At 60.5% G+C, this 23,812-nt stretch carries 22 protein-coding genes; 13 read left to right on the top strand and 9 right to left on the bottom strand.

Annotated features, from left to right (window positions below; translation table 11 throughout):
* Positions 1 to 10 precede the first annotated feature (10 nt).
* Positions 11 to 1,399 carry an adenosylhomocysteinase gene (gene ahcY, locus ACR0KM_RS13755; protein WP_480858991.1) on the bottom strand — a complete coding sequence of 463 codons (1,389 nt, stop codon included), beginning with the start codon at positions 1,397 to 1,399 and terminating at the stop codon, positions 11 to 13.
* A 102-nt stretch (positions 1,400 to 1,501) separates the two neighbouring features.
* Entirely contained in the window at positions 1,502 to 1,819 is a 318-nt protein-coding gene (locus ACR0KM_RS13750) for a hypothetical protein (RefSeq protein ID WP_480823756.1), read from the bottom strand.
* Between the two features lie 206 nt (positions 1,820 to 2,025).
* Between ACR0KM_RS13750 and ACR0KM_RS13745 the strand changes: the two genes are divergently transcribed.
* Both ACR0KM_RS13745 and ACR0KM_RS13740 read left to right on the top strand, forming a co-directional pair.
* Entirely contained in the window at positions 2,026 to 2,619 is a 594-nt protein-coding gene (locus ACR0KM_RS13745) for an HD domain-containing protein (RefSeq protein WP_480858992.1), read from the top strand.
* 104 nt (positions 2,620 to 2,723) lie between these two features.
* On the top strand, positions 2,724 to 3,089 hold the full coding sequence (locus tag ACR0KM_RS13740) for a cupin domain-containing protein (protein WP_480858994.1): 366 nt from the start codon (positions 2,724 to 2,726) through the stop codon (positions 3,087 to 3,089).
* Positions 3,090 to 3,224: 135 nt separating this feature from the next.
* On the opposite strand, the gene ACR0KM_RS13735 is transcribed toward ACR0KM_RS13740, so the two are convergent.
* Together ACR0KM_RS13735 and ACR0KM_RS13730 are read right to left on the bottom strand one after the other, a co-directional pair.
* Entirely contained in the window at positions 3,225 to 3,779 is a 555-nt protein-coding gene (locus tag ACR0KM_RS13735; RefSeq protein ID WP_050604676.1) for an ActR/PrrA/RegA family redox response regulator transcription factor, read from the bottom strand.
* 86 nt (positions 3,780 to 3,865) lie between these two features.
* Entirely contained in the window at positions 3,866 to 4,483 is a 618-nt protein-coding gene (locus ACR0KM_RS13730) for an SCO family protein (RefSeq protein ID WP_480823762.1), read from the bottom strand.
* Positions 4,484 to 4,572: 89 nt separating this feature from the next.
* On the opposite strand from ACR0KM_RS13730, the gene regB reads away from it, so the two are divergent.
* From regB to trxA, 8 genes are all read left to right on the top strand, one after another.
* Positions 4,573 to 5,964 (top strand): sensor histidine kinase RegB, encoded by a 1,392-nt coding sequence (gene regB, locus ACR0KM_RS13725; protein ID WP_480823764.1) that lies wholly within the window; start codon positions 4,573 to 4,575, stop codon positions 5,962 to 5,964.
* 65 nt (positions 5,965 to 6,029) lie between these two features.
* Positions 6,030 to 7,538: a PAS-domain containing protein gene (locus ACR0KM_RS13720; protein ID WP_480858996.1), complete on the top strand. Its 1,509-nt coding sequence runs from the start codon at positions 6,030 to 6,032 to the stop codon at positions 7,536 to 7,538.
* Positions 7,539 to 7,579: 41 nt separating this feature from the next.
* Complete coding sequence (tsaE, locus tag ACR0KM_RS13715) at positions 7,580 to 8,050, top strand: tRNA (adenosine(37)-N6)-threonylcarbamoyltransferase complex ATPase subunit type 1 TsaE (protein WP_480858998.1); 471 nt, start codon at positions 7,580 to 7,582, stop codon at positions 8,048 to 8,050.
* A complete protein-coding gene (locus ACR0KM_RS13710; RefSeq protein WP_480859000.1) occupies positions 8,047 to 9,051 on the top strand; it encodes an aminoglycoside phosphotransferase family protein in 1,005 nt (334 codons plus the stop codon). Before tsaE ends, ACR0KM_RS13710 begins: the two co-directional genes overlap by 4 nt.
* Positions 9,048 to 9,734 carry a nucleotidyltransferase family protein gene (locus ACR0KM_RS13705; RefSeq protein ID WP_480859001.1) on the top strand — a complete coding sequence of 229 codons (687 nt, stop codon included), beginning with the start codon at positions 9,048 to 9,050 and terminating at the stop codon, positions 9,732 to 9,734. Before ACR0KM_RS13710 ends, ACR0KM_RS13705 begins: the two co-directional genes overlap by 4 nt.
* Positions 9,727 to 12,654, top strand: coding sequence for a double-strand break repair protein AddB (gene addB, locus ACR0KM_RS13700; protein WP_480859003.1), 2,928 nt, complete (start codon positions 9,727 to 9,729; stop codon positions 12,652 to 12,654). Before ACR0KM_RS13705 ends, addB begins: the two co-directional genes overlap by 8 nt.
* Entirely contained in the window at positions 12,651 to 16,010 is a 3,360-nt protein-coding gene (addA, locus tag ACR0KM_RS13695) for a double-strand break repair helicase AddA (protein WP_480859005.1), read from the top strand. Before addB ends, addA begins: the two co-directional genes overlap by 4 nt.
* 60 nt (positions 16,011 to 16,070) lie before the next feature.
* Complete coding sequence (gene trxA, locus ACR0KM_RS13690; protein ID WP_170410773.1) at positions 16,071 to 16,391, top strand: thioredoxin; 321 nt, start codon at positions 16,071 to 16,073, stop codon at positions 16,389 to 16,391.
* Positions 16,392 to 16,520: 129 nt separating this feature from the next.
* Here the strand turns inward: trxA and ACR0KM_RS13685 are convergent, their stop codons facing one another.
* A complete protein-coding gene (locus ACR0KM_RS13685; protein WP_480823780.1) occupies positions 16,521 to 16,718 on the bottom strand; it encodes a DUF1127 domain-containing protein in 198 nt (65 codons plus the stop codon).
* A gap of 196 nt (positions 16,719 to 16,914) precedes the next feature.
* Between ACR0KM_RS13685 and hslV the strand changes: the two genes are divergently transcribed.
* A complete protein-coding gene (gene hslV / locus ACR0KM_RS13680; RefSeq protein WP_480859007.1) occupies positions 16,915 to 17,466 on the top strand; it encodes an ATP-dependent protease subunit HslV in 552 nt (183 codons plus the stop codon).
* A gap of 95 nt (positions 17,467 to 17,561) precedes the next feature.
* On the opposite strand, the gene ACR0KM_RS13675 is transcribed toward hslV, so the two are convergent.
* Positions 17,562 to 18,803 carry an MFS transporter gene (locus ACR0KM_RS13675; protein ID WP_480859009.1) on the bottom strand — a complete coding sequence of 414 codons (1,242 nt, stop codon included), beginning with the start codon at positions 18,801 to 18,803 and terminating at the stop codon, positions 17,562 to 17,564.
* A gap of 172 nt (positions 18,804 to 18,975) precedes the next feature.
* Between ACR0KM_RS13675 and hslU the strand changes: the two genes are divergently transcribed.
* Entirely contained in the window at positions 18,976 to 20,283 is a 1,308-nt protein-coding gene (gene hslU / locus ACR0KM_RS13670) for an ATP-dependent protease ATPase subunit HslU (protein WP_480859011.1), read from the top strand.
* A 99-nt stretch (positions 20,284 to 20,382) separates the two neighbouring features.
* Positions 20,383 to 21,480 carry an alpha/beta hydrolase gene (locus ACR0KM_RS13665; RefSeq protein WP_480859013.1) on the top strand — a complete coding sequence of 366 codons (1,098 nt, stop codon included), beginning with the start codon at positions 20,383 to 20,385 and terminating at the stop codon, positions 21,478 to 21,480.
* A 4-nt stretch (positions 21,481 to 21,484) separates the two neighbouring features.
* Here the strand turns inward: ACR0KM_RS13665 and ACR0KM_RS13660 are convergent, their stop codons facing one another.
* Genes ACR0KM_RS13660 through ACR0KM_RS13650 form a run of 3 tightly spaced genes read right to left on the bottom strand, consistent with a single transcriptional unit; the run spans position 21,485 to position 23,762 of the window.
* Positions 21,485 to 22,072 carry a Smr/MutS family protein gene (locus ACR0KM_RS13660; RefSeq protein ID WP_480859015.1) on the bottom strand — a complete coding sequence of 196 codons (588 nt, stop codon included), beginning with the start codon at positions 22,070 to 22,072 and terminating at the stop codon, positions 21,485 to 21,487.
* Positions 22,072 to 23,106 carry a murein transglycosylase A gene (mltA, locus tag ACR0KM_RS13655; protein WP_480859016.1) on the bottom strand — a complete coding sequence of 345 codons (1,035 nt, stop codon included), beginning with the start codon at positions 23,104 to 23,106 and terminating at the stop codon, positions 22,072 to 22,074. The genes ACR0KM_RS13660 and mltA overlap by 1 nt, the downstream gene beginning before the upstream one ends.
* A complete protein-coding gene (locus ACR0KM_RS13650) occupies positions 23,103 to 23,762 on the bottom strand; it encodes a Tim44/TimA family putative adaptor protein (RefSeq protein ID WP_480823793.1) in 660 nt (219 codons plus the stop codon). Before ACR0KM_RS13650 ends, mltA begins: the two co-directional genes overlap by 4 nt.
* Positions 23,763 to 23,812: the final 50 nt, after the last annotated feature.

Here is a 23,812-nt window from a genome sequence, read left to right as displayed (position 1 = left end):
TGATCCGCGATCAGTAGCGGTAGTGTTCGGGCTTATAGGGGCCTTCGGGTTTTACGCCGATATAGGCCGCCTGTTCCGCATCCATCTGCGTCAGCTTCACGCCGATACGGTCCAGATGCAGACGCGCGACTTTCTCATCCAGATGCTTGGGCAGGATGTAGACCTTGTTTTCGTACTGATCGCCCTTGGTGAACAGTTCGATCTGCGCCAGAACCTGGTTGGTGAACGACGCCGACATCACGAACGAAGGATGACCGGTCGCGTTGCCGAGGTTCAGCAGACGGCCCTCGGAAAGCAGGATCAGACGATTGCCCGAAGGCATCTCGATCATGTCCACCTGTTCCTTGATGTTGGTCCATTTGTGGTTCTTCAGGCTGGCCACCTGAATTTCGTTGTCGAAATGGCCGATATTGCCAACGATGGCCATGTCTTTCATCTCGCGCATATGCTCGATGCGGATCACGTCCTTGTTGCCGGTGGTGGTGATGAAGATGTCCGCCGATGCAACTTCGTCTTCCAGCAGAGTGACCTCGAACCCGTCCATCGCAGCCTGCAGCGCGCAGATCGGATCGACTTCAGTCACTTTCACTCGGGCCCCCGCACCACGCAGCGAAGCGGCCGAGCCTTTGCCCACGTCGCCATAGCCACACACAACGGCAACCTTACCGGCCATCATGGTGTCGGTGGCGCGGCGGATACCGTCGACCAGCGATTCCTTACAGCCATATTTGTTGTCAAACTTCGACTTGGTGACTGAGTCGTTCACGTTGATCGCCGGGAACGGCAGGTGGCCGTCTTTCACCAGCTGATACAGTCGGTTCACACCAGTGGTGGTTTCCTCGGACACGCCCTGAATCTGGTCGCGCATCTTGGTGAACCAGCCGGGGCTTGCTGCCATACGCTTGGCGATCTGCTTCTTGATCACCTCTTCCTCTTCCGAACCCGGAACGGGAATGATGTCCTCGCCGGCCTCGGCGCGGGCACCCAGCAGGATGTAAAGCGTCGCGTCACCGCCATCGTCGAGGATCATGTTGGGGCCTTCGTCGAACAGGAAGGATTTGTCGAGATAGTCCCAATGCTCTTCCAGAGTCTGGCCCTTGATGGCGAAGACCGGAACGCCCGCCTCGGCAATCGCCGCCGCCGCGTGATCTTGGGTTGAGAAGATGTTGCACGAAGCCCAGCGCACATCCGCGCCCAGCGCAACCAGTGTTTCGATCAGTACCCCTGTCTGGATGGTCATGTGCAGCGAACCCACGATACGGGCACCCTTCAAGGGCTTGCTTTCGCCGTATTCCGCGCGCAGAGCCATCAGCCCCGGCATTTCGGTTTCCGCGATATCCAGTTCCTTGCGGCCAAAGCCCGCCAGTGAAATGTCCTTAACGATATAGTCCCCGGCCATCAGGTTCTCCACTCCGGTAAATCTTGGTCCGGGCTGCCCCTAGCATTCCTTGGGACAGGTGGCAATGTGGATGGCCGGAAACGGGAATTTACGCCTTAAAAATCAGCTCGGCGTCCCCTCGACCTTGATCTTCGGGATTGCTTCGAAGAAATCCGTGCCAACGGCAACGATACAACTGATGCCATTGGGTTGCGTGACCAGAACGGTGTAACTTCCCGTCTCCTTTGAGGTCCAGACCTCCATCACAGACTGTGCGCCACGGGTTTTCTGCAAACCGCCAAAGGCCAGTTCCTCGGCGTAGTTTTCCTGCAGCTTCGAAATCAGTTGATCGCGGACGGCACAGTTATTCTTGGCGAACGCTGGCGGCGCGGTGGCAGCCATTCCGAAGGTCAGGGCGATTGCAAACAAACGCTTGAACATAGCAAGCTCCTTTCGATACGAGTTTCGTTTCGAGAGGGCGCAACTGACGGGAGTCAGCGCCCCCCTCAGTCCTTGATGTCGGGATCACCTGGCGCGGATTCAAAGCACGAAAGCTCAAGAAACCGTTGGCAGCTGGTGAACCTGACAGGTACATCATAGCAGAAAAATAAGATTTTAATGTGTCCCAATTCACAAGGCATGGCAGAATGGCAACACAACCCCGCGCATGGCAAAGGATGTTATCGGGCCGCAGGCTGGACCTGCTGGATCCCACCCCGGTGGATATCGAGATCGAGGATATCGCCCATGGCCTGGCCTTTGTAGCGCGCTGGAACGGCCAGACAGCAGGAGATTTCGCCTACTCCGTGGCTGAGCATTCGCTGCTGGTCGAGGAGTTGTTCGGGCGGATTGCGCCAAAAGCACCTGTGAAATGGCGGCTGGCGGCCCTGTTACATGATGCCCCCGAATATGTGATCGGAGACATGATCTCGCCCGTCAAATCCGCCGTCGGCCCGGATTACGGCGCGCTGGATGATCGTCTGGCCGCGGCGATACACATCCGGTTCGGGTTACCGGCCGAGGTGCCGAAGACGGTGAAACGGCAGATCAAGAAGGCCGACAAAATCAGCGCGTGGATGGAGGCCACGCAAATCGCGGGGTTTTCCGAGGCTGAGGCGACGAAGTTTTTTGGTCGACCGGATAAGGCGGTGATGGAAGGGTTGCAGATCAGGTTAAGACCACCTGTAGAAGTGCGGTGGGCATATACAGAGCGACACAGTCAGTTAATGGCGCGCTTATAAGATATGCAGCTGATCGAATGGCGACATTGAGCCCAACTTGCGTTTTTCTGCATTGCGGCCCAATGTCCGTTATAGGCAGCGGCTGGCACGCGTGGGGCACTAAAATGAAATTCAAGAAGCTGTATTCGGATGCTCAAGGCGAAAGCCACTGGGAAGACATTGAAGTTGACCTTGAAGAGCAAACGTTCGCACCGCCTGCTAAGGCAATCGAGATTTCAAAGCCAGAAGTCGTCAAGCAAACCATGTTCTTGAGGCTCAAGAAGGGCTGGGATGAGCCAATACACCCCACACCAGTCGCTCAGAAGCTCATTTGTCTTTCAGGCTCTGTACGTGTGACTGCCAGCGATGGTGACTTCAGAGACATTGGGCCGGGCGACGTCTGGCATATGGAGGACAAGCAGGGCAAGGGTCACCACACGGTCGTAACAAGCGACGAGGATTTTCTGTCCGTCATCGTACAGTACGAGTAACGGAGACCGCACTAGCTTCGCAGGAAAGCTGACGCTCATCATGGCGCTACAAAGGTCCGCTCCAGTCCGCTAAGCAGACCTTGCCGCGTCGTTTTTACAGATGCAAAATACTAGCCACGGCCCACAGGCAGTTTCCTACCGCGGACTGCGCTTCGCCAATATCCGCTGCAACGTCCGGCGGTGCATGTTCAGCCGCCGCGCGGTTTCCGATACGTTCCGGTCACACAGCTCATAGACCCGCTGGATATGCTCCCAGCGTACGCGGTCCGCGCTCATGGGGTTTTCGGGCGGCGGGGGCAGTTCGTCGCCCTTGGCCAGCAGCGCGTTGGTGATGTCGGTAGCGTCGGCGGGTTTGGACAGGTAGTCGGTTGCGCCGATCTTGACGGCGGCGACGGCGGTTGCGATGGCTCCATAGCCGGTCAGCACCACAACCCGGCTGTCGGGGCGTTTTTCGCGCAGCACTTCGACCACATCCAGACCGTTGCCATCCTCAAGCCGCAGGTCGACCACCGCATAGGCGGGCGGGCGCGCGGTCGAGATGGCGCGGCCTGCGGCGACGGAACCGGCGGTCTCAACTTCGAAGCCGCGCTTTTCCATGGCCTTGGCCAGGCGTCTCAGAAACGGCTCGTCATCATCGACCAGAAGCAGGGATTTATCGGGGCCGATGTCAAGCTGGGAACTGTCTGCCATATGTGGGTCTTTCCGCTATTTCATGCCTTTGGCTTAAACATGAGTAATAGCAGCGCCATTTCAAAGGTCAAACCACCCGTGACCGATCAGACCTGATTGAGGAAGCAGCCCACCTTGTCCGCCATCTGTTCCGCCGTGTCGTCGCGCTTGAAGAATTCAAGGAATCCATCTTCGGGGGTGACCAGATAGGTAAAGGTGGAGTGGTCGACCAGATAGTACTCGTCGCTTTTGTCATGGGCCTTGTAGTAGGTCTTGTAGGCCTTGCTGGCGGCCTTGACCTGTTCGGGCGAACCGGTCAGCGCGATCATGCGTTCGTGCAGGTTGAAGGCATAGTCACTGACAACCTCGGGCGTGTCGCGATCCGGGTCAACCGAGATGAAAAGCGGTGTCACGGACTGGCCACGCTCGGCCAGAATATCGATCGCCTCGGCGTTGCGGGACATATCGAAGGGGCAGACGTCGGGACAGAAGGTATAGCCGAAATAGATCAGCGTCGGCTCGGTGATCACATCCGTATCCGTCACCGTCTCGCCCTTGCCATTCACCAGCTCGAATGGGCCGCCGATTGCCGCCGTCCCGCCTGCAATCTGGCTGGACCGGCACTGGGCGAACTTGTCGTCGGTTCCCCCACGCGTCAGCAGCCACATGGCCCCCAGACCAATAGCCAGAACGACGGTCGCAAGGACGGCATAAAGACGGATCATGATGGCTCTCCGGGCACGAAGGTTGTTGATCGGTTCAGCCTGCACTCCTATCAACGTAGGGGGCCGATGCAATAGGACATAATCGACAGATGACGGATTCCAATACCAGCCTCTGGCGCGGGCAAGAGCGCAGCACATGGATCAGGCTTCGGACGCTGATTCTGCTGCGTTGGGTTGCGATCATGGGCCAGTTCACCGCGATCACGGTGGCGCAGCAATATTATGACGTACAGCTGCAACTCGGCCTGTGCTACTTCGCGATCGGCGTGTCGGTCATGGGCAACATGACGGCTATCCTGTTGTTCCCCGAAAACAAGCGCCTGTCCGAGTTCGAGAACTTCCTGATGGTGCTGTTCGACCTGATGCAGCTGTCGGTTTTGCTGTATCTGACAGGCGGGCTGAACAACCCGTTCGCGCTGCTTCTGGTCGGGCCCGTAACGATTTCGGCCAGTGTGATGAGCACGCGTTCGACCGTGATAATCGGTGGGGTTGCGGTGGTCCTGACCACGCTTCTGGCGCAGTTCCACCTTCCCCTGCGAACCGGTCTGGGTCTGGTGCTGGATATCCCCGATATCCTGCTGTTCGGCAATTGGGCCGCGATCATCATCGCCATCGTCTTCATCGGCGCTTATTCCCACCGCATCAGCTCTGAGGTGCAGTCGATGTCCGAGGCGCTCTCGGCTACGCATATGGCGCTGGCGCGAGAACAGAAACTGACCGATCTGGGCGGGGTGGTGGCCGCCGCCGCCCATGAACTTGGCACACCGCTGGCCACGATCAAACTGGCCAGCTCCGAGCTGATTGAAGAGCTTGATGACCGGCCCGAACTGAAAGAAGACGCCGCACTGATCCGCGAACAGGCCGACCGCTGCCGCGATATTCTGCGCGACATGGGCCGGGCGGGCAAAGACGACCTGCATCTGCGTCAGGCCCCGTTGTCAACGGTGATCCACGAATCCGCCGAACCCCATATCAACCGCGGCAAAGAAGTGCATTTTGCCGAAGGCCCGGTGAAAGACGGCGATGTGCAGCAACCGTCGATCCTGCGCAAGCCCGAGATCATCCACGGGCTGCGCAACCTGATCCAGAACGCGGTGGATTTCGCGCGGGACACCGTATGGGTCGAGGCCGAGTGGACCTCGGATCAGATCATGGTTTGCATCATGGATGACGGGCGTGGATATCCGCCTCATATCCTGGGTCGGATCGGTGACCCGTTCATGCGGCGTCGGCGCACGGATCGCAGCAGTCGACCGGAATACGAAGGTATGGGCCTTGGCCTGTTCATCGCCAAGACCCTGCTCGAACGCAGCGGCGCCGAACTCTATTTTGCCAACGGCGCAGATCCATATCAGAACCTCACCGAACAGCCCGAGCGGCGTGGCGCGGTGGTCAAGGTCGTATGGCCGCGCAAACTGATCGACGCGCAACTCGGGGTGACTCCGGTACCGTCGGGTGCCAACCAGCCATTCCAGATCTGAGTTAAGAGACCATTAACACTTGCGCGCCATACAGGTCCGGATAAGGCAACTGGGGTGTTCTATTCATGATCGATTGGATCGTGCTGACAGCGATCAGCCTGGGCTCGGCAGGTTTTGCAATGCGCTGGCTGTCGCCGCGCCGACTGGCCCGGAGCGAGGATTACGGCTTGTGTTGCCCCGGCACCCTATCCGATGCGGTTTTTCTATTTGATGATACGCGTCTTATCAGTCACTCGGACATCGCATTGAACGGGTTTGAGACCGTCGATACCTGGGCCGAACTCAAACGCTTGCTGAAACGCGATTTTCCGTCCTTTCCCGAAACTCCCGACATGGTGCGGACCAAGGGCACGCTGGTGGTTTCAGCCATTGATTGCACGGTCGATCGCGAGGTCCGGTGCGACTGGATTGATGGTGTCGTACGGGTCGAACTGCGTGATCTGACGGGACAGGTCCCGGCGCGGCACCGGGATGTGAACGACCCGATCCGGCTGGCGATGGATCAAGCCCCCTACCCGGTCTGGCTGCTGGATGCCGAGAACACTGTCAGCTGGTGCAATGCGGCCTATGTCGCCTTGGTTCGCAAGGTCGGCGGCCCGGATGCCGATTTGACCGAACCTTTGTTTCCGGCACAGGTGGACGATACGATACTGAGCCGCAAAACTCGCGTTTCGATCACGGTAAGGAATAGCGAAACGCGCCTTTGGTTCGACCTGACGCGGGTGATCCGCGATGAAGGACAGCTTTGCTATGCCGTTGATATAAACGCCATTGTCGAGGCGGAAACCGCCCAGCGCAAATTTGTCCAGACCATGACCAAAACCTTCGCTCAGCTGTCGATCGGTCTGGCGATCTTTGATCGCAACAGGCAACTGGCCCTGTTCAACCCGGCGCTGATAGACCTGACCACTCTGCCGCCTGATTTCCTAAGTTGCCGCCCCAGCCTGTCCAGCTTCTTCGACCGGCTGCGGGATCAGCACATGATGCCTGAACCAAAGAACTACCTGAGCTGGCGCCGGCAGATGAACGACCTGATCGAAGCGGCGGAAGACGGGAATTATCAGGAAACCTGGTCCTTACCTTCAGGTTCAGTCTATTCGGTCAGCGGTCGTCCGCATCCCGACGGCGCGGTGGCATTTCTGTTCGAAGACATCACGGCCGAGATCACTCTGACCCGGCGCTTCCGATCCGAGATGGACTTGATGCAATCCATTCTCGACAAGCTCGCCGATGCTATCGCGGTGTTTGCCGATGATGGTACGCTGGCCTTGACCAACTACGCCTATCAGGAACTTTGGGGGGATACAGGCGAAATCGGACTGGATCAGGCCACCGTTCTGGACGTGACCCGCCAATGGCAGGACCGCTGTACCGCCACCCCGGTTCTGGGTGAGATCCGGGATTTTGTGAACTCGCGCGAAAACCGGGTCGAGTGGTCGGCCGAGCTGATCCTGAAAACCGGACCCAGAATGACATGCATGGTCAATCCCATGCAGAACGGGGCAACAATCGTGCGATTCACCTCGGCCGATCTGACCGAAAACAAAACAGAGCCGGAAAAGATCAGCGCCTGAACCGGGTTGCAGCCGACCGGGCACGGGTTCATTGTGGCGCCATGATTGCGCCACTGAAAATGACCATGAATTCCCCCGAAGAAACTGCCTCGTTTGCTGCCCGTTTGGCGCGCAAGTTGCAGCAGGGGGATACCATCTTGCTGGACGGCGCGATCGGTACTGGAAAGACCCATTTCGCTCGCGCTTTGATACAATCCGTTCTGGCGGTGCCCGAGGACGTTCCCTCGCCCACTTTCACGCTCGTGCAGGTTTATGACACCCAGATTGGCGAGGTCTGGCATTCCGATCTCTATCGTCTTTCCTCGGTCGAAGAGATCGAAGAGCTGGGCTTGCTGGAAGCATTTGATACCAGTATCTGCCTGATCGAGTGGCCAGAAAAGCTGGACTCACTGCAACCGGACACGGCCCTGATGATCCGCTTTTCAACGGACCCCGACATGCAGGATGCAAGACAGCTCGCGCTGAGCTGGACAGACCCGAAATGGGCAACCAGACTGGAGACAATGCCATGACCAATCGGGCGATTTTGGCCGAAGCTCTGGTTGCTCGGACTCAATGGCGTGGCGCACAACATGCACCGCTGGCCGGTGATGCGTCGAACCGCCGGTATGAACGCCTGACAGATCCCGCCACCGGCCGCACTGCGGTTTTGATGGACGCCCCGCCCGACAAGGGCGAGGACGTCAAACCCTTTGTGCGCATGGCCAACCACCTGCGGTCTCTGGGGCTGAGCGCACCGGAAATCTACGCCGAAGACTCCGAATACGGGTTCTTGTTACTCGAAGATCTGGGTGATGCGCTGTTTGCCCGCGTCTTACGCGATGATCCGTCGCTTGAACGCACACTCTATGCGGCGGCCACGGATGTTCTGGTGCATTTGCATGCAGGCCCGACCTTGACACTGGACAGCTATGACCCGGCCCTGATGACCGAATACGCAGCGCTGTCCTTTACCAAATACGCCCACGGTATTCTCGGATCGCATGACGCCGAGGTCCGTACCCGTTTCGAACAGCGGTTTGCCGATATACTTCACCGCGAAACTGGTGGTACGCGCGTGGTCGTTCAGCGCGACTATCACGCCGAGAATCTGATCTGGCTGCCCGAACGGGACGGGCTGGCCCGCGTCGGCCTGCTGGATTTTCAAAGCGCGATGCTGGGCCATCCCGCCTATGATCTGATGTCGCTACTGCAAGATGTGCGCCGCACCGTGCCCGCAGGCATCGAGATGCGGATGATCGACCGCTATATCTCGGCGACCGGCGTTGATGGTCATGATTTCCGGACCGCCTATGCGGTGCTGGGTGCCCAACGTAGCCTGCGTATTCTAGGCGGGTTCGCGCGGTTGGCGACCGACTACGGTAAACCGCATTACATCGATCTGATCCCGGCGACATGGGCCCATCTGATGCGCGATCTGGAACACCCGGCGCTGGTTTCGGTGGCCGACCTGCTGCGCGAGGCACTGCCCCCGCCCAACCCCGAAAACCTTGCAAAGCTGAGGCCGCAATGACCGAAATGCCGCAAGCTGCGATGCTGTTTGCCGCCGGGTTCGGCACGCGTATGGGTGCGCTGACCAAGGACCGGCCCAAACCGCTGATCGAGGTGGCCGGGCGGCCCCTGATCGACCACGCGCTTGACCTGTTCGCGCCGCTACAGCAGGTGCGCGTGGTGGCCAACACCCACTATCACGCCGATCAGATGGCCCGCCACCTGACCCCGAAAGGCGTGCTGCTGTCACATGAGGCCCCGCAGATTCTGGAAACCGGCGGCGGACTGCGGGCTGCGCTGCCGATGCTGGGGCCGGGTCCGGTGTTCACCCTGAACAGCGATGCAATCTGGGCCGGGCCCAACCCGCTGCAAATGCTGAAGGACCATTGGGACCCAACCCGGATGGACGCGCTGCTGATGTGCATTCCCACCGGCCAGACGATTGGCCACACCGGTGCCGGAGACTTCACCCAGGACGCAGCCGGGCGGATCACCCGTGGTAAAGATCTGATCTATGGCGGCGCGCAGATCCTGAAGACCGATGGTTTGCGCGATATTGCCGAGGATGCTTTCTCGCTGAACCTCCTGTGGGACCGGATGCTGCAGGATCGCCGCCTGTTTGCGCTGTCCTACCCCGGTCGTTGGTGCGATGTCGGCCGCCCCGAGGGAATCGCGCTGGCCGAAGGTCTGCTTGCCGATGTTTGAGCCCGGCACCCTGCCCCGGGTCTTTGCCGTCCCACCCGGCGCGGACTTCCCGCGCGTTCTGGTCGACGGGCTGCGCAACCGGTTCGCATCACACCCGCCCGAGGCGCTGGCCCGGGTTCAACTGGTGGTCAACACCCGCCGCATGGCCCGGCGCGTGCGCGAGCTGTTCGATCAGGGGCCGCCCTGTTTGCTGCCGCGGTTGTCTCTGGTCACCGATCTGGGCGACGGCGCTGATCTGGCGCATGTACCGCCCGCAATTCCGCCGCTGCGGCGACGGCTGGAGCTGACGCAGCTGATCGCGAAACTGCTGGATCAGCAACCCGATCTGGCCGCGCGGTCGTCGCTATTTGATCTGTCCGACAGTCTGGCGGCGCTGATCGATGAGATGCAGGGGGAAGGCGTCTCTCCCGATACGATCCGGGCGCTGGATGTCAGCGATATGTCCGGCCACTGGGCCCGGGCGCAGGCCTTTATCGGGATCGCCGATCATTTCATGCAGACCGGACCTGACGCGCTGGACCCGCAGGCGCGGCAAAGGCGCGTTGTGGAAGGTTTGATCGCGCGTTGGCATGAAACCCCGCCGCAGCATCCGATCATCCTCGCCGGGTCCACTGGATCACGCGGAACGACGATGCTGCTGATGCAAGCCATCGCGCGCCTACCGCAGGGCGCGCTGGTGTTGCCGGGCTATGATTTCGATCAGCCTGCGCAGGTCTGGAACAGCCTCGATGACGCGCTAACCTCGGAAGATCACCCGCAATACCGCTTTCGTAAACTGATGCGCGATCTTGATCTGACGCCCGACCAGATTCAGCCCTGGGTCAAGGTGCAGCCGCCCTCACCCGCACGTAACAAATTGATTTCACTTGCCTTGCGCCCTGCCCCGGTCACCGATGCGTGGATGGCCGAGGGGCCGTCCCTGACCGACCTGCAGGGCGCAACGCAGGACGTGACGCTGATCGAGGCCGCCTCACCCCGGGCCGAGGCTTTGGCGATTGCGCTGCGTCTGCGTCAGGCGGCCGAGATCGGTCAGACCGCCGCGTTGATCACCCCCGACCGGATGCTGACCCGTCAGGTCAGCGCCGCGCTGGATCGCTGGAACATCCTGCCCGATGACAGCGCGGGCCTGCCGCTTCAACTGTCACCACCGGGCCGGTTCCTGCGCCATGTGGCGGGGCTGTTTGCCCACCGTCTGGATGGTGAGGCGCTGCTGACCCTGCTCAAACACCCGCTCTGCCACGATGGCGCAGAGCGCGGCGCGCACCTGCTGCACACCCGCGATCTTGAGCTTGACCTGCGTCGCCACGGCCCGCCCTTCCCCGACAGCGCCAGCCTGACCGCCTTTGCCATCCGCGCCGAAGCACCCGACGATTGGACTCGCTGGGTGATCCAATCCTTCTGCGATCAATACAGCCCGGTTGAGCGCCCGCTGGCCGATTGGGTGGCACGGCTGCGAGGGCTGGCCGAAGCAATTTCTGCCGGGTCAACGGACGCACCCGGCACGCTTTGGGACAAGAACGCCGGTCAAAAAGCGCTGACGGTCATGACCACGCTGGAAGCCGAGGCGCAGCACGGCGGAGCAATGACCGCACATGATTTCGCCGACCTTCTAGGCGCGCTACTTGCCGGAGAGGAAGTGCGCGACCGCGACGCCCCACATCCGCATCTGATGATCTGGGGCACGCTCGAAGCGCGGGTTCAGGGGGCCGATCTGCTGATCCTCGGCGGGCTGAACGAGGGCAGCTGGCCCGAGGCCCCGGCGCCCGACCCGTGGCTGAACCGGCAGATGCGCAACGCCGCCGGGTTGTTGCTGCCCGAACGCCGCATCGGCCTGTCCGCTCATGATTTTCAGCAGGCGGTCGGCGCGCCCGAGGTGGTTTTGTCGCGCGCCACCCGCTCAGACGACGCGGAAACCGTGCCGTCGCGCTGGCTGAACCGGATGACCAACCTGTTGCAGGGCCTATCCGAACAAGGCGGCGCGGATGCTTTGGCCGCGATGCGCGCACGGGGGCGGCAATGGCTGGGCTGGGCCGAAGCACTGGAACAAGCCCCCCGGATCAACGCCGCGCATCGCCCTTCACCCCGGCCCCCGGTTGCTGCCCGACCCCGGCGTCTGTCGGTCACCGAAATCAAGCGCCTGATCCGCGACCCTTATGCCATCTACGCCCGCCACGTTCTGCGCCTGAAACCGCTGGACCCGCTGGTCCGCGCGCCCGACGCCCTGCTGCGCGGGATCGTGATCCACGAGGTTCTGGAACAATTCGTCCGCGACAGCGTGCTGGACCCGGCCCTGCTGACCCGCGAGAATTTCCTGAAACGTGCCGAAGCGTTGCTGAGCGAGCAAGTCGCGTGGCCCACGGCGCAAAAACTGTGGCTGGCGCGGCTGGACCGGATCACTGACAGTTTTCTATCCGCCGAAATCCAGCGTCGCGGTGACGGTGGGCCTGTGGCCTTTGAGGTCGCCATGAATCTGGCGCTGGAGCCGTTGGATTTCACCATCGCAGGACGCGCCGACCGGATCGATCTGAACAGCCGCGGCGCGATGCGGATCATCGACTACAAAACCGGCGTGCCGCCGACCGAGAGCCAACAGGCCAAGTTTGACAAACAGCTTCTGATCGAAGCCGCGATTGCCGAACAGGGCGGGATCGAGGGGTTCGATCCGCTGCCCGTGGCGCAGGCCGTCTTCATCGGCATGGGCGGCACCTATAAAGAGGTCGACGCGCCGCTGGAGAAAGAGCCGGCTGACAAGGTTCTGGCCGACCTCAAACAGCTCATTTCGGCCTATTTAGAGTCTGATCAGGGCTTTTCCTCGCGCCGAATGCTGCACAAAGACACCGATATCGGCGACTACGATCATCTCGCCCGGTTCGGTGAATGGGACCGGTCCACCGAGACCAAGCCAGAGGACCTGAGATGAGCGCGCGCAATGATGCCACCGAACGCCAGGTGCAAGCCGCGCGCCCGGATGCCTCGACATGGCTGGCGGCAAATGCGGGTTCGGGAAAGACGCGCGTTCTGACCGACCGCGTGGCGCGGCTGCTGCTGGACGGGGTGCAGCCGCAACATATCCTGTGCCTGACCTACACCAAGGCCGCCGCCAGCGAGATGCAGAACCGGTTGTTCAAACGACTGGGCGAATGGGCGATGCTGGGCGACACGCTGCTGCTGGCACAACTCACTGATCTGGGTGTTGAAGGTGCGATCAGCGGCGACCGGTTGGCGCAGGCCCGCACCCTGTTCGCCCGCGCCATCGAGACGCCGGGCGGGCTGAAAATCCAGACGATCCACTCGTTCTGCGCCTCACTGCTGCGGCGGTTTCCGCTGGAGGCCGGGGTCAGCCCTCAATTTGTCGAGATGGAGGACCGCGCCGCCGCCCTGTTGCGCGAAGAGATTGTTGAGGATTTTGCCGAGGGCCCGCAGGCTGCGCTGATCGAGGACGTGGCCCGGTTTGTCACCGATACGGGTTTTGACAAGCTGACCGCCGCCATCGCGCAGAAACGCAGCCAATTTGCGCATCCGCTTGCTTGGCCCGACCTGCTGCGACGCTTTGATCTGCCATCAGATTTCGACGAAGAGACCCTACTGGACCTCGTTTACATGGGCGGAGAGGTTGAACTGATCCAGTCCCTGATGCCCCCGCTGACCGATAGCGGCGGCAACAATGCCAAAGCCGCGGTCAAGCTGGCGGGTTTCACCGAACCAACGCTCGGGAATTTGCCGCTGTTGGAAGGCGTTCTTTTGACCGGCAAATCCGCAAAGGAACCCTTCACTGCCAAAATCAACAGCTTTCCCACCAAAGCGCTGCGCGAGGGTGCGCTGGCCGACCGGATGCCACAGCTTGAGGCGCTGATGCTGCGGGTCGAGGCGGCACGGGAACAGCGGCTCGCACTGGTGGCGGCCCGAAAAACCCATGTATTACATCGCTTTGCTGCTGCTTTCCTACCGGAATACGAACGCCGCAAGCAACTGCGCGGCTGGCTCGATTTCGACGATCTGATCCTGCGCGCGCGGCAGGTTCTGAACGACCCCGCGGTCGCGGAATGGGTTCTGTATCGGCTCGACGGTGGCATCGATCATATTCTGGTGGACGAAGCGCAAGATACCAGCCCGGACCAATGGGACGTGATCGAGAAACTGGCGCAGGAGTTCACCAGCGGGGAAGGGGCCCGGTCCGGGGTTGAGCGCACGATCTTTGTGGTCGGTGACAAGAAACAGTCGATCTATTCCTTCCAGGGCGCTGACCCGCAAGCCTTTGATCGGATGCAGGTTGAGTTCGGACGGAAACTGCAGGAATCAGGCTCTAATCTGTGGGATTCGACGTTGGAATATTCGTTCCGATCCTCCAGCGCGATCCTTGGATTGGTTGATATTCTGTTTGAAAACCGCACTGAGGCCGGGTTTCACAAGGACGCGTTGCACCGCGCGTTTAAAGCTGATCTTCCCGGTCGCGTCGATCTTTGGCCCGTGGTCGAGAAGGTCGAAGAAGACGACGAAGGCGACTGGACCGACCCCGTCGACCGGCCCGGCGCGCGGCACCATACCGTTGTTCTGGCCGAGCAGGTGGCGCGGTCGATCAAGGACATGATCGCACGCGGCGAGACCATCCCCGAAGACAGCGACGCGCCCGGCAGCTTTGTGCGGCGCAAGGTGCAGCCGGGGGATTTTCTGATCCTCGTCCAGCGCCGCTCGGACCTGTTCGCCGAGATCATTCGTGCCTGCAAGGCTGCGGATCTGACCATCGCAGGCGCGGACCGTCTGAAGGTGGGTGCTGAACTTGCGGTCAAGGACCTCGCCGCGTTGCTGAATTTTCTGGCCACGCCCGAAGACAACCTGTCGCTGGCAACGGTGTTGAAATCGCCTCTGTTCGGCTGGTCGGAACAGCAGCTGTTCGATCTGGCGCATCGGCGCGACGAGAGCTTTTTGTGGGCCGCGTTGCGCAAGCGTGCTGAAGACTTCCCCGAGACGCTTGAAACTCTCAATGACCTGCGCGGGCAAACTGACTTTTTGCGTCCCTACGACCTGATCGAGCGCATCCTGACGCGGCATGACGGGCGGCGGAAGCTGCTGGGCCGGCTGGGGGCCGAGGCCGAGGACGGGATCAACGCGCTGCTGTCGCAGGCGCTGGCCTATGAACGCACCGATATACCCAGCCTGACCGGATTTCTGGTCTGGATGCAGACCGACGATCTGGAAATCAAGCGGCAGATGAGCGGTGTCGGCAACATGATCCGGGTGATGACGGTGCATGGCTCCAAGGGCTTGGAAGCGCCGATTGTGATCCTGCCGGATACGGGCAAACGGCAGCCTCCGCGCGATGCTGAGATCATGATGGCCGGAGAGACTCCGCTGTGGAAAGTGCCCGCCGACGCATCGCCCGCGCTGGTCGCCACCGCACGGGACGAGGCGCGCAAGCGGGAAGAGAATGAGCGGTTGAGGCTGCTCTATGTGGCTCTAACACGGGCTGAAAAGTGGTTGATCGTGGCTGCGGCGGGCGATTTGGGCCGCGATGGAACCAGTTGGTACCAGATGGTCGAGGCCGCAATGGCCCGCGCCGGGGCGACGCAATTGCCCGGAACGCAGACGCAGCGGCTGGCGCATGGCGATTGGGATGCGCTGCCCTTGATCGACCACCACGCGGACACGTCGCGGCAACAGGACCTGCCTGAGATGTTTCGGCAGACGGCAAAGGAACCGCCCGCGCCGGCGGACATCATCAGCCCATCGGATCTGGGCGGGGCCAAGGCGCTGCCGGGGGATGCCGGGCAGGATGAAGAAGCCGCCAAACTGCGCGGCACCCGGCTGCATCTGCTGCTGGAACATTTGCCCGCCACCAGCAGGGACCGATGGCCCCAGCTATGCGCCCGTTTGCTGCCAGATATGCACGACCCCGACAGGCAAGAGCTGCTGCACGAGGCCGAAGCGGTGCTGACCGCAGATCACCTGAAGCCGATTTTTGCCCCCGAGGCGCTGGCCGAGGTCCCCGTCTCTGCCGATCTGAACGGCACCCGGATGCACGGCGCCATCGACCGGCTGATCGTCACAGATACCGAGGTGCATGTGATTGATTTCAAGTCAAATGCCACCGTCCCAGACACACCTGAAACCTGCCCAGTCGGGTTGCTGCGGCAGATGGGAGCCTATGCGCACGCACTGGCGCAGATCTATCCTGATCATCAAATCCGAACGGCAATCCTCTGGACGCGCACGGCACAGTTGATGTGGCTGCCACACGATCTTGTGACAGATAGCCTGACCACCCACCCGATATCTTGACCTCCCACGATGCGGCACCTAGGTTCTGTGCCCAAGCATTCCCCATTCAGGAGACAGAATATGTCGACCGTTGCCGTTACCGACGATACCTTTGATGCCGAGGTCAAGAACTCGGACGTTCCCGTTGTTGTGGATTTCTGGGCCGAGTGGTGCGGGCCCTGTAAACAGATCGGCCCCGCGCTGGAAGAACTGGCCAATGAATACGGCGGCAAGGTGAAAATCGCCAAGGTGGACGTGGACAGCAACCCGAACTCGGCCGCAGCCATGGGCGTGCGCGGCATTCCGGCGCTGTTCATCTTCAAGGACGGTCAGGTTGTGTCGAACCGCGCAGGCGCGGCCCCCAAAGCGGCGCTGCAAAGCTGGATTGACGAGTCGATCTGATCCCGCTTCAGAATCTGGGAAAAGGGCGCCTCGTTCGGGGCGCCTTTTTTCGTGGGCTTTTGCCTTGTCCCAAAAAGAAAAGCCGCCTGAGGATCAGACGGCCATCTTGCTTTGATCAGTAAGTCGAGCTTAGAACTTGGCGATATCGCCGCGGCTCAGACCGATGTCGTCCAGTTGGGCGTCGGTCAAAAGAGACAACTCTTTGCGGGTTTTCCGCGACAGATGCCATTCGACAACGCTTTCAAAGCGATGGAGGATTGCGTCCACTACGTGCAGAATGGTGACTGCTCCGAGCGGCGCGTGGGTTTTTGCGATTGCGTTAGCCATGTGCGCGTTCCTTCAAACAGAAACAGCCGACCCGTTGTCGGTTGTGAGGACCGTTTAGACCTAAGCCCCGAGTCCCACAAATGCTGACTCGACAGCCCCGGTCTGCGTCTGTTGCATATCTTTTAGGCAGTTTAAGAACGGTTGCACCGCCCACGCCCTCGGCCCATATAGAACGCCAGAGAAAACGGAGGCTTCAATGGCAGAGAGCGATTTTCCCGGTTGGCACGGCACAACGATCATTGGCGTCAAGAAAGACGGCAAGGTGGTGATAGCCGGGGACGGGCAGGTCAGCTTGGGCCAGACCGTGATCAAGGGCACCGCCCGCAAGGTCCGCCGCCTTTCTCCGGGCGGGTTTGAGGTGGTCGCCGGGTTCGCCGGATCCACAGCGGATGCCTTCACGCTGCTGGAACGACTGGAAGCCAAGCTTGAAGCGACGCCGGGCCAACTGGCCCGCGCCTCGGTCGAGCTGGCCAAGGACTGGCGCACGGACAAGTATCTGCAAAAGCTTGAGGCGATGCTGATCGTCACCGACGGCAAGGACCTGCTGGTGATCACCGGGGCAGGGGACGTGCTGGAGCCCGAGCATAACGTGGCCGCCATCGGATCGGGTGGCAACTTTGCGTTGGCCGCCGCGCGCGCGATGATGGATAGCGACAAACCAGCCGAAACGGTTGCGCGTGAGGCTATGGCAATTGCCGCCGATATTTGTGTCTATACCAACGGCAATCTGACGGTTGAGACGATCTAAGACGTTCTGCGTTTAGCCGAGGAAAATACATCGAAATGCGCGTTCGACCGAAGGGAGAGGCAGCGTATTTCGATTCAAATAAAACGCAAACGACATCAAGCTAACAACGCCTTGATTTCTTTACCCTTCCAGCGCCGGTGCATGCCGATCAGGCCGAATATCGCGGCAATGATCACGATGTAGTAGGGCACGCGGATATCGATGCTCATCAGTCCACCGCCGATCAGGGACATGATACCTCCGGCCAGACAGAAGACAGCCGTGGTCACCCCCATGACCCAACCTTGATCGGCTTCGCTGACGGCGGATGAAAACAGGCCCAGCATCGTCGGATAGGCCACGCCGAACAGAAAATAGAACAGGAACACGGGGACATAGATCAGAATCCTGTTTGGAATGAAGGCAAACGCCACGCCGCAGATCACCATCACGATCAGCGCGGTATAGATGATCTGATGCTTGCTGAACCTTTCTTGCGCGGGTTTCACAAGGAAGGTGCTGGAGAACGCAAGCGCAAAGCCGATGACAACCATCGCGACGCTGCCGCCGATCACCCCGTAGCCGAATTTGCTGGTAAGGAAGTTATCGACGAACACATAAAAGGTGACATTGGCGATCATGAACAATGAATAGACCGGCAGGATTTTCAAAACCATCGGATGGCCGCGCACTGCGATCAGACTGTCGGTGATGTCGCGGGGGCGGAAAACAAAGGGTGCCCGCTCGGTCCGTGTATCCTTGAAGAATGTGGCCACCATGAAAATGGCGATCAGGACCAGAACAAAGGCACCGTAGAACGGGGTTTTCAGCGTCGCCGCGCTGCCAAGCAAGGCCGAGTCGGACAGGACTGCCCCGATGATGGGCCCTCCGACCAGACCAAAGCTGACGCCGGTGACGATATAACCCATGTTGCGGTCCCGGTCGGCCGCATCGGTGCTGCCATCGATCATCGCCGCCTGCGCGATGGGCTGGTTGCCAGCGGTGAATCCGGTGATCGAGCGCCCGATGATCAGCATCAGCAGGCTGTTCATGTAAAGCGCGGCGATGGTCAGCGCATAGCCCACCAGCGCCCCGCCCAGACAGATCAGCAGGGCATTCTTGCGCCCGATGGAATCCGAGACCTTGGACACATAGACCACCCCCAGAAACCACGACAAGAAGAAGCATCCGATCACCAGCCCGTAATAGAAATGCCGCCGTCCCATGGGTGTATTTTCCGGCAGGAAGCCCGATTTCGTCTCCATGATCAAAGAGTTGATGATGGGAAAGACAAGCCCCTGTCCGATCAGGTCCACAAACACCACAAACAGCAGGGTGATCTTGGCAATTTTCGTCATCTGCGCGCTCCGGACCCTCAACACCTTGAAATCACTGTATCAGAGGGCGCGCCGAACACCTAAGGAAAGCATTTGCAAAGCGGAAAGGGCATTGCTAAGCAACGCCGCCGATGTTGTTTTCGCCTGTGCGGTGACTACGTAAGCCAAACCGCTGATCGAAAGGACTGCCCCCGTGACCGACCTGACCCCGCGCGAGATTGTCTCGGAACTGGATCGTTTTATCATCGGGCAGAAGGATGCCAAACGCGCCGTGGCCGTGGCGCTGCGCAACCGCTGGCGGCGCAAGCAGTTGGCGGATGATATCCGGGACGAGGTTTATCCCAAGAACATCCTGATGATCGGCCCCACCGGCGTCGGCAAAACCGAGATCAGCCGCCGCTTAGCGAAACTCGCCCGCGCGCCCTTCATCAAGGTCGAGGCCACCAAGTTCACCGAGGTTGGTTACGTGGGCCGCGACGTCGAACAGATTGTGCGCGATCTGGCAGATGCGGCGATCCTCCAGACCCGTGAATACATGCGCGAGGATGTAAAGGCCCGCGCCTATCAGGCCGCCGAGGATCGCGTGATCGAAGCCATCGCGGGAACGGACGCCCGCGAAGCCACGCGCGAGATGTTCCGCAAAAAGCTGAAAGCTGGGGAACTGGACGATACCGAAATCGAACTGGAACTGTCCGACAGCTCAAACCCGATGCCGATGTTCGACATTCCCGGCCAGCCCGGCGGGCAGATGGGGATGATGAATCTGGGCGATATCTTCGGCAAGGCCTTTGGCGGGCGCACCGTCAAGAAACGCATGACCGTCGCCGACAGCTATGACGCACTGATCGGGGAAGAGGCCGACAAGCTGCTGGATGATGAAACCGTCAACCGCGTGGCCTTGGAGTCGGTGGAACAGAACGGCATCGTGTTTCTCGACGAGATCGACAAAGTCTGCGCCCGCGCAGAAGCGCGCGGCGGCGATGTCAGCCGGGAAGGGGTGCAGCGCGACCTGCTGCCCCTGATCGAAGGCACCACCGTTTCCACGAAGCACGGCCCGGTGAAAACCGACCATATCCTGTTCATCGCCTCTGGTGCGTTCCACATCGCCAAACCCTCGGACCTGTTGCCGGAATTGCAGGGACGTCTGCCGATCCGCGTGGAACTGCGCGCGCTCACCGAAGAAGATTTCGTGCGCATCCTGACCGAAACCGACAACGCTCTGACCCGCCAATACACCGCGCTGATGGGCACCGAAGAGGTTACCGTCAGCTTTACCGATGACGGCATTGCCGCGCTGGCCAAGATCGCGGCGGATGTGAACCAGAGTGTCGAAAACATCGGCGCGCGGCGGCTATATACAGTGATGGAGCGCGTTTTCGAGGAACTCTCGTTCACCGCGCCCGATCAGGCCGGGGCCGAGATCACCGTGAATGCGCAGTTTGTCGAGGATAATCTGGGCGAGTTGACCAAATCCACCGATCTCAGCCGTTACGTTCTGTAACACGGACAGGCCGGTTTTTGCCGCTGTTGCGACCCTGCGCCGCTGGACGTCGGGTCAGGATTTATTAGCATTGGGCACAATCTAGCTGAGGGCCGCCTTGTGCTTCGTTACATCTTGATTGCATCCGTCGCGGTGACTCTGACCGCATGTGTTGATCGCACCATTTCGGAAGTCGTGCCTTCAGCGCTGAACGTCGGCACGCCGGAAACCATCTATGCCACGACAACCCGCGCACGCGAGCCCGATGGCTCTTACGGGTTTCGGCGGGCTGACAAGTTGCAGTTCCTTGAGATGACCGTCTCGATCCCGCCAAGCCATACGCCGGGAACACTGGATTTTTCATATGCCAACCCCAACCCCAACAAGCAGTTCGTCATGGCCGGGGTGGAAGAACTGCAGGGTCCCACGGACCTGAAATCCAGACTGCGCGGCGTGGATGAGGTGTCAATCTTTGTCCATGGCTACAACACGACACAATCGGAAACCGCCTTTCGTGCCGCGCAGCTGCGCCACGACCTTGAAATTCCCGGCGCCACGATGGTCTATTCCTGGCCCAGCCAGGCAACGGGCTATGGCTACGCCTATGATCTGGACAGCATGTTGTTTGCCCGCGACGGGTTAGAGCAGACCATTCGCCAACTGAAATCCATGGGGGTTCGGCGCGTTCTTCTGGTCGCACATTCGATGGGCACCGCTTTGACAATGGAAATGATGCGACAGGCCGAATTGCGCGAACCCGGTTGGTCAAACCGCAATCTTGAGGGCGTTATTCTGATTGCACCCGATCTGGATATCGACCTGTTCCGCTCGCAAATGGATACCATCAAAACACCACCGGATCCGTTCATCGTGATGGTTTCGCAGAAAGACAAATTGCTAAACATTTCGGCGCGTTTGCGGGGCACGACAAGGGGCGAGCGGCTGGGCAATATCAGTTCGGCCGAAGCGTTGTCCGAGTATAAGATCAATATCATCGACACGACAGCGTTCAACAGCGATGCGGAATCTTCGCACTTCATCGCTGCGACCTCTCCGGCTTTGCTTGCCATCATCGGGTCAGCCCGGCGGGTCAGTAACACTTTCGGAACCGAGCAACGCGGATTTGATGTCATAGCGCCTGCGAGCGTTCGAAATCCAACCGGTGCGACCGAGATCGTTCTGACCGAAACCGGGCAGGCCCGGGTGACGTCACCCTAGCCCCTCAGCGTACACGCCTGAGATAGACGTAATAGGCCCCGTCGCCCCCGTGGCTGATATGGGCCGGGGTAACCTGCAGCACCGCCTGCGCCAGCGGCGGAATCGACAACCAATGCGGCACCTGATTTCGCAGCACACCGCGCGGCGTCGGGATCGGGCCGGGTTCATCACGGTCTTTGCCCTTGCCCGTGACCACCAGCACCAGCCGCTTTCCCTGCGCCTGCGCGGTCAGGACAAACCGGATCAGCGCCGGATGAGCCGTAGCCATCCGCATCCCGTGCAGGTCCAGCTTGCCCTCGGGCTTCAGCTTGCCGCGCTTCATGCGGCCAAAAGCTTTGGTGTCCATCTGCACGGGCGCGGCGCGCAGCCCTTCGGTCACCGAGGGTTTCAGACTGTGCCGCGCAGGTTTCGACGGCGCGGTCTGGCCCAGCTCAAACGCATCAATTCGCGGCTTGGGCGTCTTAGTCGGCTTCGGCTTGGGTAGAGTGGTCGGGTGCACGGTCTGCGGCAGTTCGGGGTGCAATCTTTCGGCCTGTTTGGCGACCTTGCGCCACAGCTCGATCTCATCCGAGGTCAGTTTGCGCCGTGTCATCAGAACTCATCCGGCAGCAGGGCATAGGCCCGCTGGATCGGCAGCAGCAGCACCATCCGGCCGGGGTCTTTCAAACGGCCCGCAGCCTGACCGGCGTCATCGCCGGTGCCAAAGAAGATATCGGCCCGCTGCGCGCCCTTGATGGCCGACCCGGTATCCTGTGCGATCATCAAGCGTCGCAAGGGGTTTTTGCCGTCCTTCTCAACCCAGACCGGCGCGCCCAGCGGCGTATAGGCCGGGTCAGCGGCAATACTGCGCATGGCGGTGACCGAACGGTTCATCGCGCCCAGCGGTCCAAACTCGGGCGCAACGCGCGTGACTTCGCGGAAGAACACATAAGATGGGTTGTGAAACAGCAGCTCCGCCCCGGCTTCGGGGTTTTTGCGCACCCAGGCGCGGATCATCTGGGCGCTGACTTGATGGGCGCCCAGCGCACCACGTCGGACCAGCTCGGCCCCGATTGAGCGGTAGGGGTGCCCATTCGCGCCACCATAGCCGACCCGCATCGCACTGCCGTCCGGCAGGCGTATCCGGCCCGAGCCCTGAATTTGCAGAAAGAACAGCTCAACCGGGTCATCGACCCACGCGATCTCAAGCCCTCGACCCGACATCACATCGCCGGTCAGCAGATCGCGACGGCTGAGCCATTGGTCCGCGCCGCGCGCCTCGGGCGGCATGCGATACAGCGGATAGCGGTATTTGTCCGTGCGCGTTTTCGACCCGTCCAGTTCGGGCTCGAAATAGCCGGTGAACAGGGCGTCGTCACCGTCTTCCACCAGAACAGGACGAAAGAACAATTCAAAAAAGGCCCGCGCGGCGTCGGGCTCATAGGTCTGCGCCACGCCGCACAGCGCCTGCCAGTCCGGATCATCCAAATCGCCGCATGTGTTCAGGAAAACCGACAGGGCCGCCCCGTGATCATCGGCGGCCCAGCCATCAAGGTCATCGAAGGACAGGATCGACCGCGTCGCCTCGGCGCTGGCCGAGGTGGTCATGAGGCCCACCAGAACAAGCGACCGAAGCGCGGCAATCATGCGTCCGTGGCAACAAGCAGCCAGTTCGGATCGTCCGAGCCCATCACACGGGCAAAGGTCCAGCTGTCCTTTTGACGTTTCACGGTGTTGGGGTTGCCTTCGATGATGTCGCCACCGCGATCGCGCACGACCGAGGTCAGCTCACCCACAAAGCGCATGGTGATTTCGGCCTCATTGGTGTCCTTGTCGAATTTCGCATCGGCCAGCGTGGTCTCGCGCACGCCGATAAACTCGGCCTCGATGGTCAATCCCTTGTCTTCGCGATCGGCAACCACGGATACGAAGGTGTCGAAAACCTCTTCGGACAGGAAAGGCTGAATCTCATCCAGATTGCCCTTTTCGAACCCCATCACGATCATCTCGTATGCGCCGCGTGCGCCCTGCACGAATTCGCTGACCGAGAAGCTGGGCTCAATCCGTTTCATTGCGGTCAGGGTCTGCGCCTGTTCGCTGTCTTCCGCCACATGGTCGGTGATGTCATGATCCGGCCCGCCTTCAATCACCTCAAAGTCGCGACGCGCACCATTGGTATCAGGTTGCTGCTGAACAGGCGGTTTCTCAAAACCTTCCCGCGTCCCCAGAACGCTTTTCAAACGCAGGATCAGGAAAACGGCAATTCCGGCCAGCACCAGAAGCTGGATCAGGGGTGAGTTCATTTCGTCCTCATTTCAGAACCCGGGCTTTGTATACGCAGCCCTCTGCCACT

Source organism: Ruegeria sp. G10 (assembly GCF_056533645.1).
The sequence above is the reverse complement of the archived record's forward strand: the minus strand, read 5'-3'. Positions and strand labels throughout refer to the sequence as shown.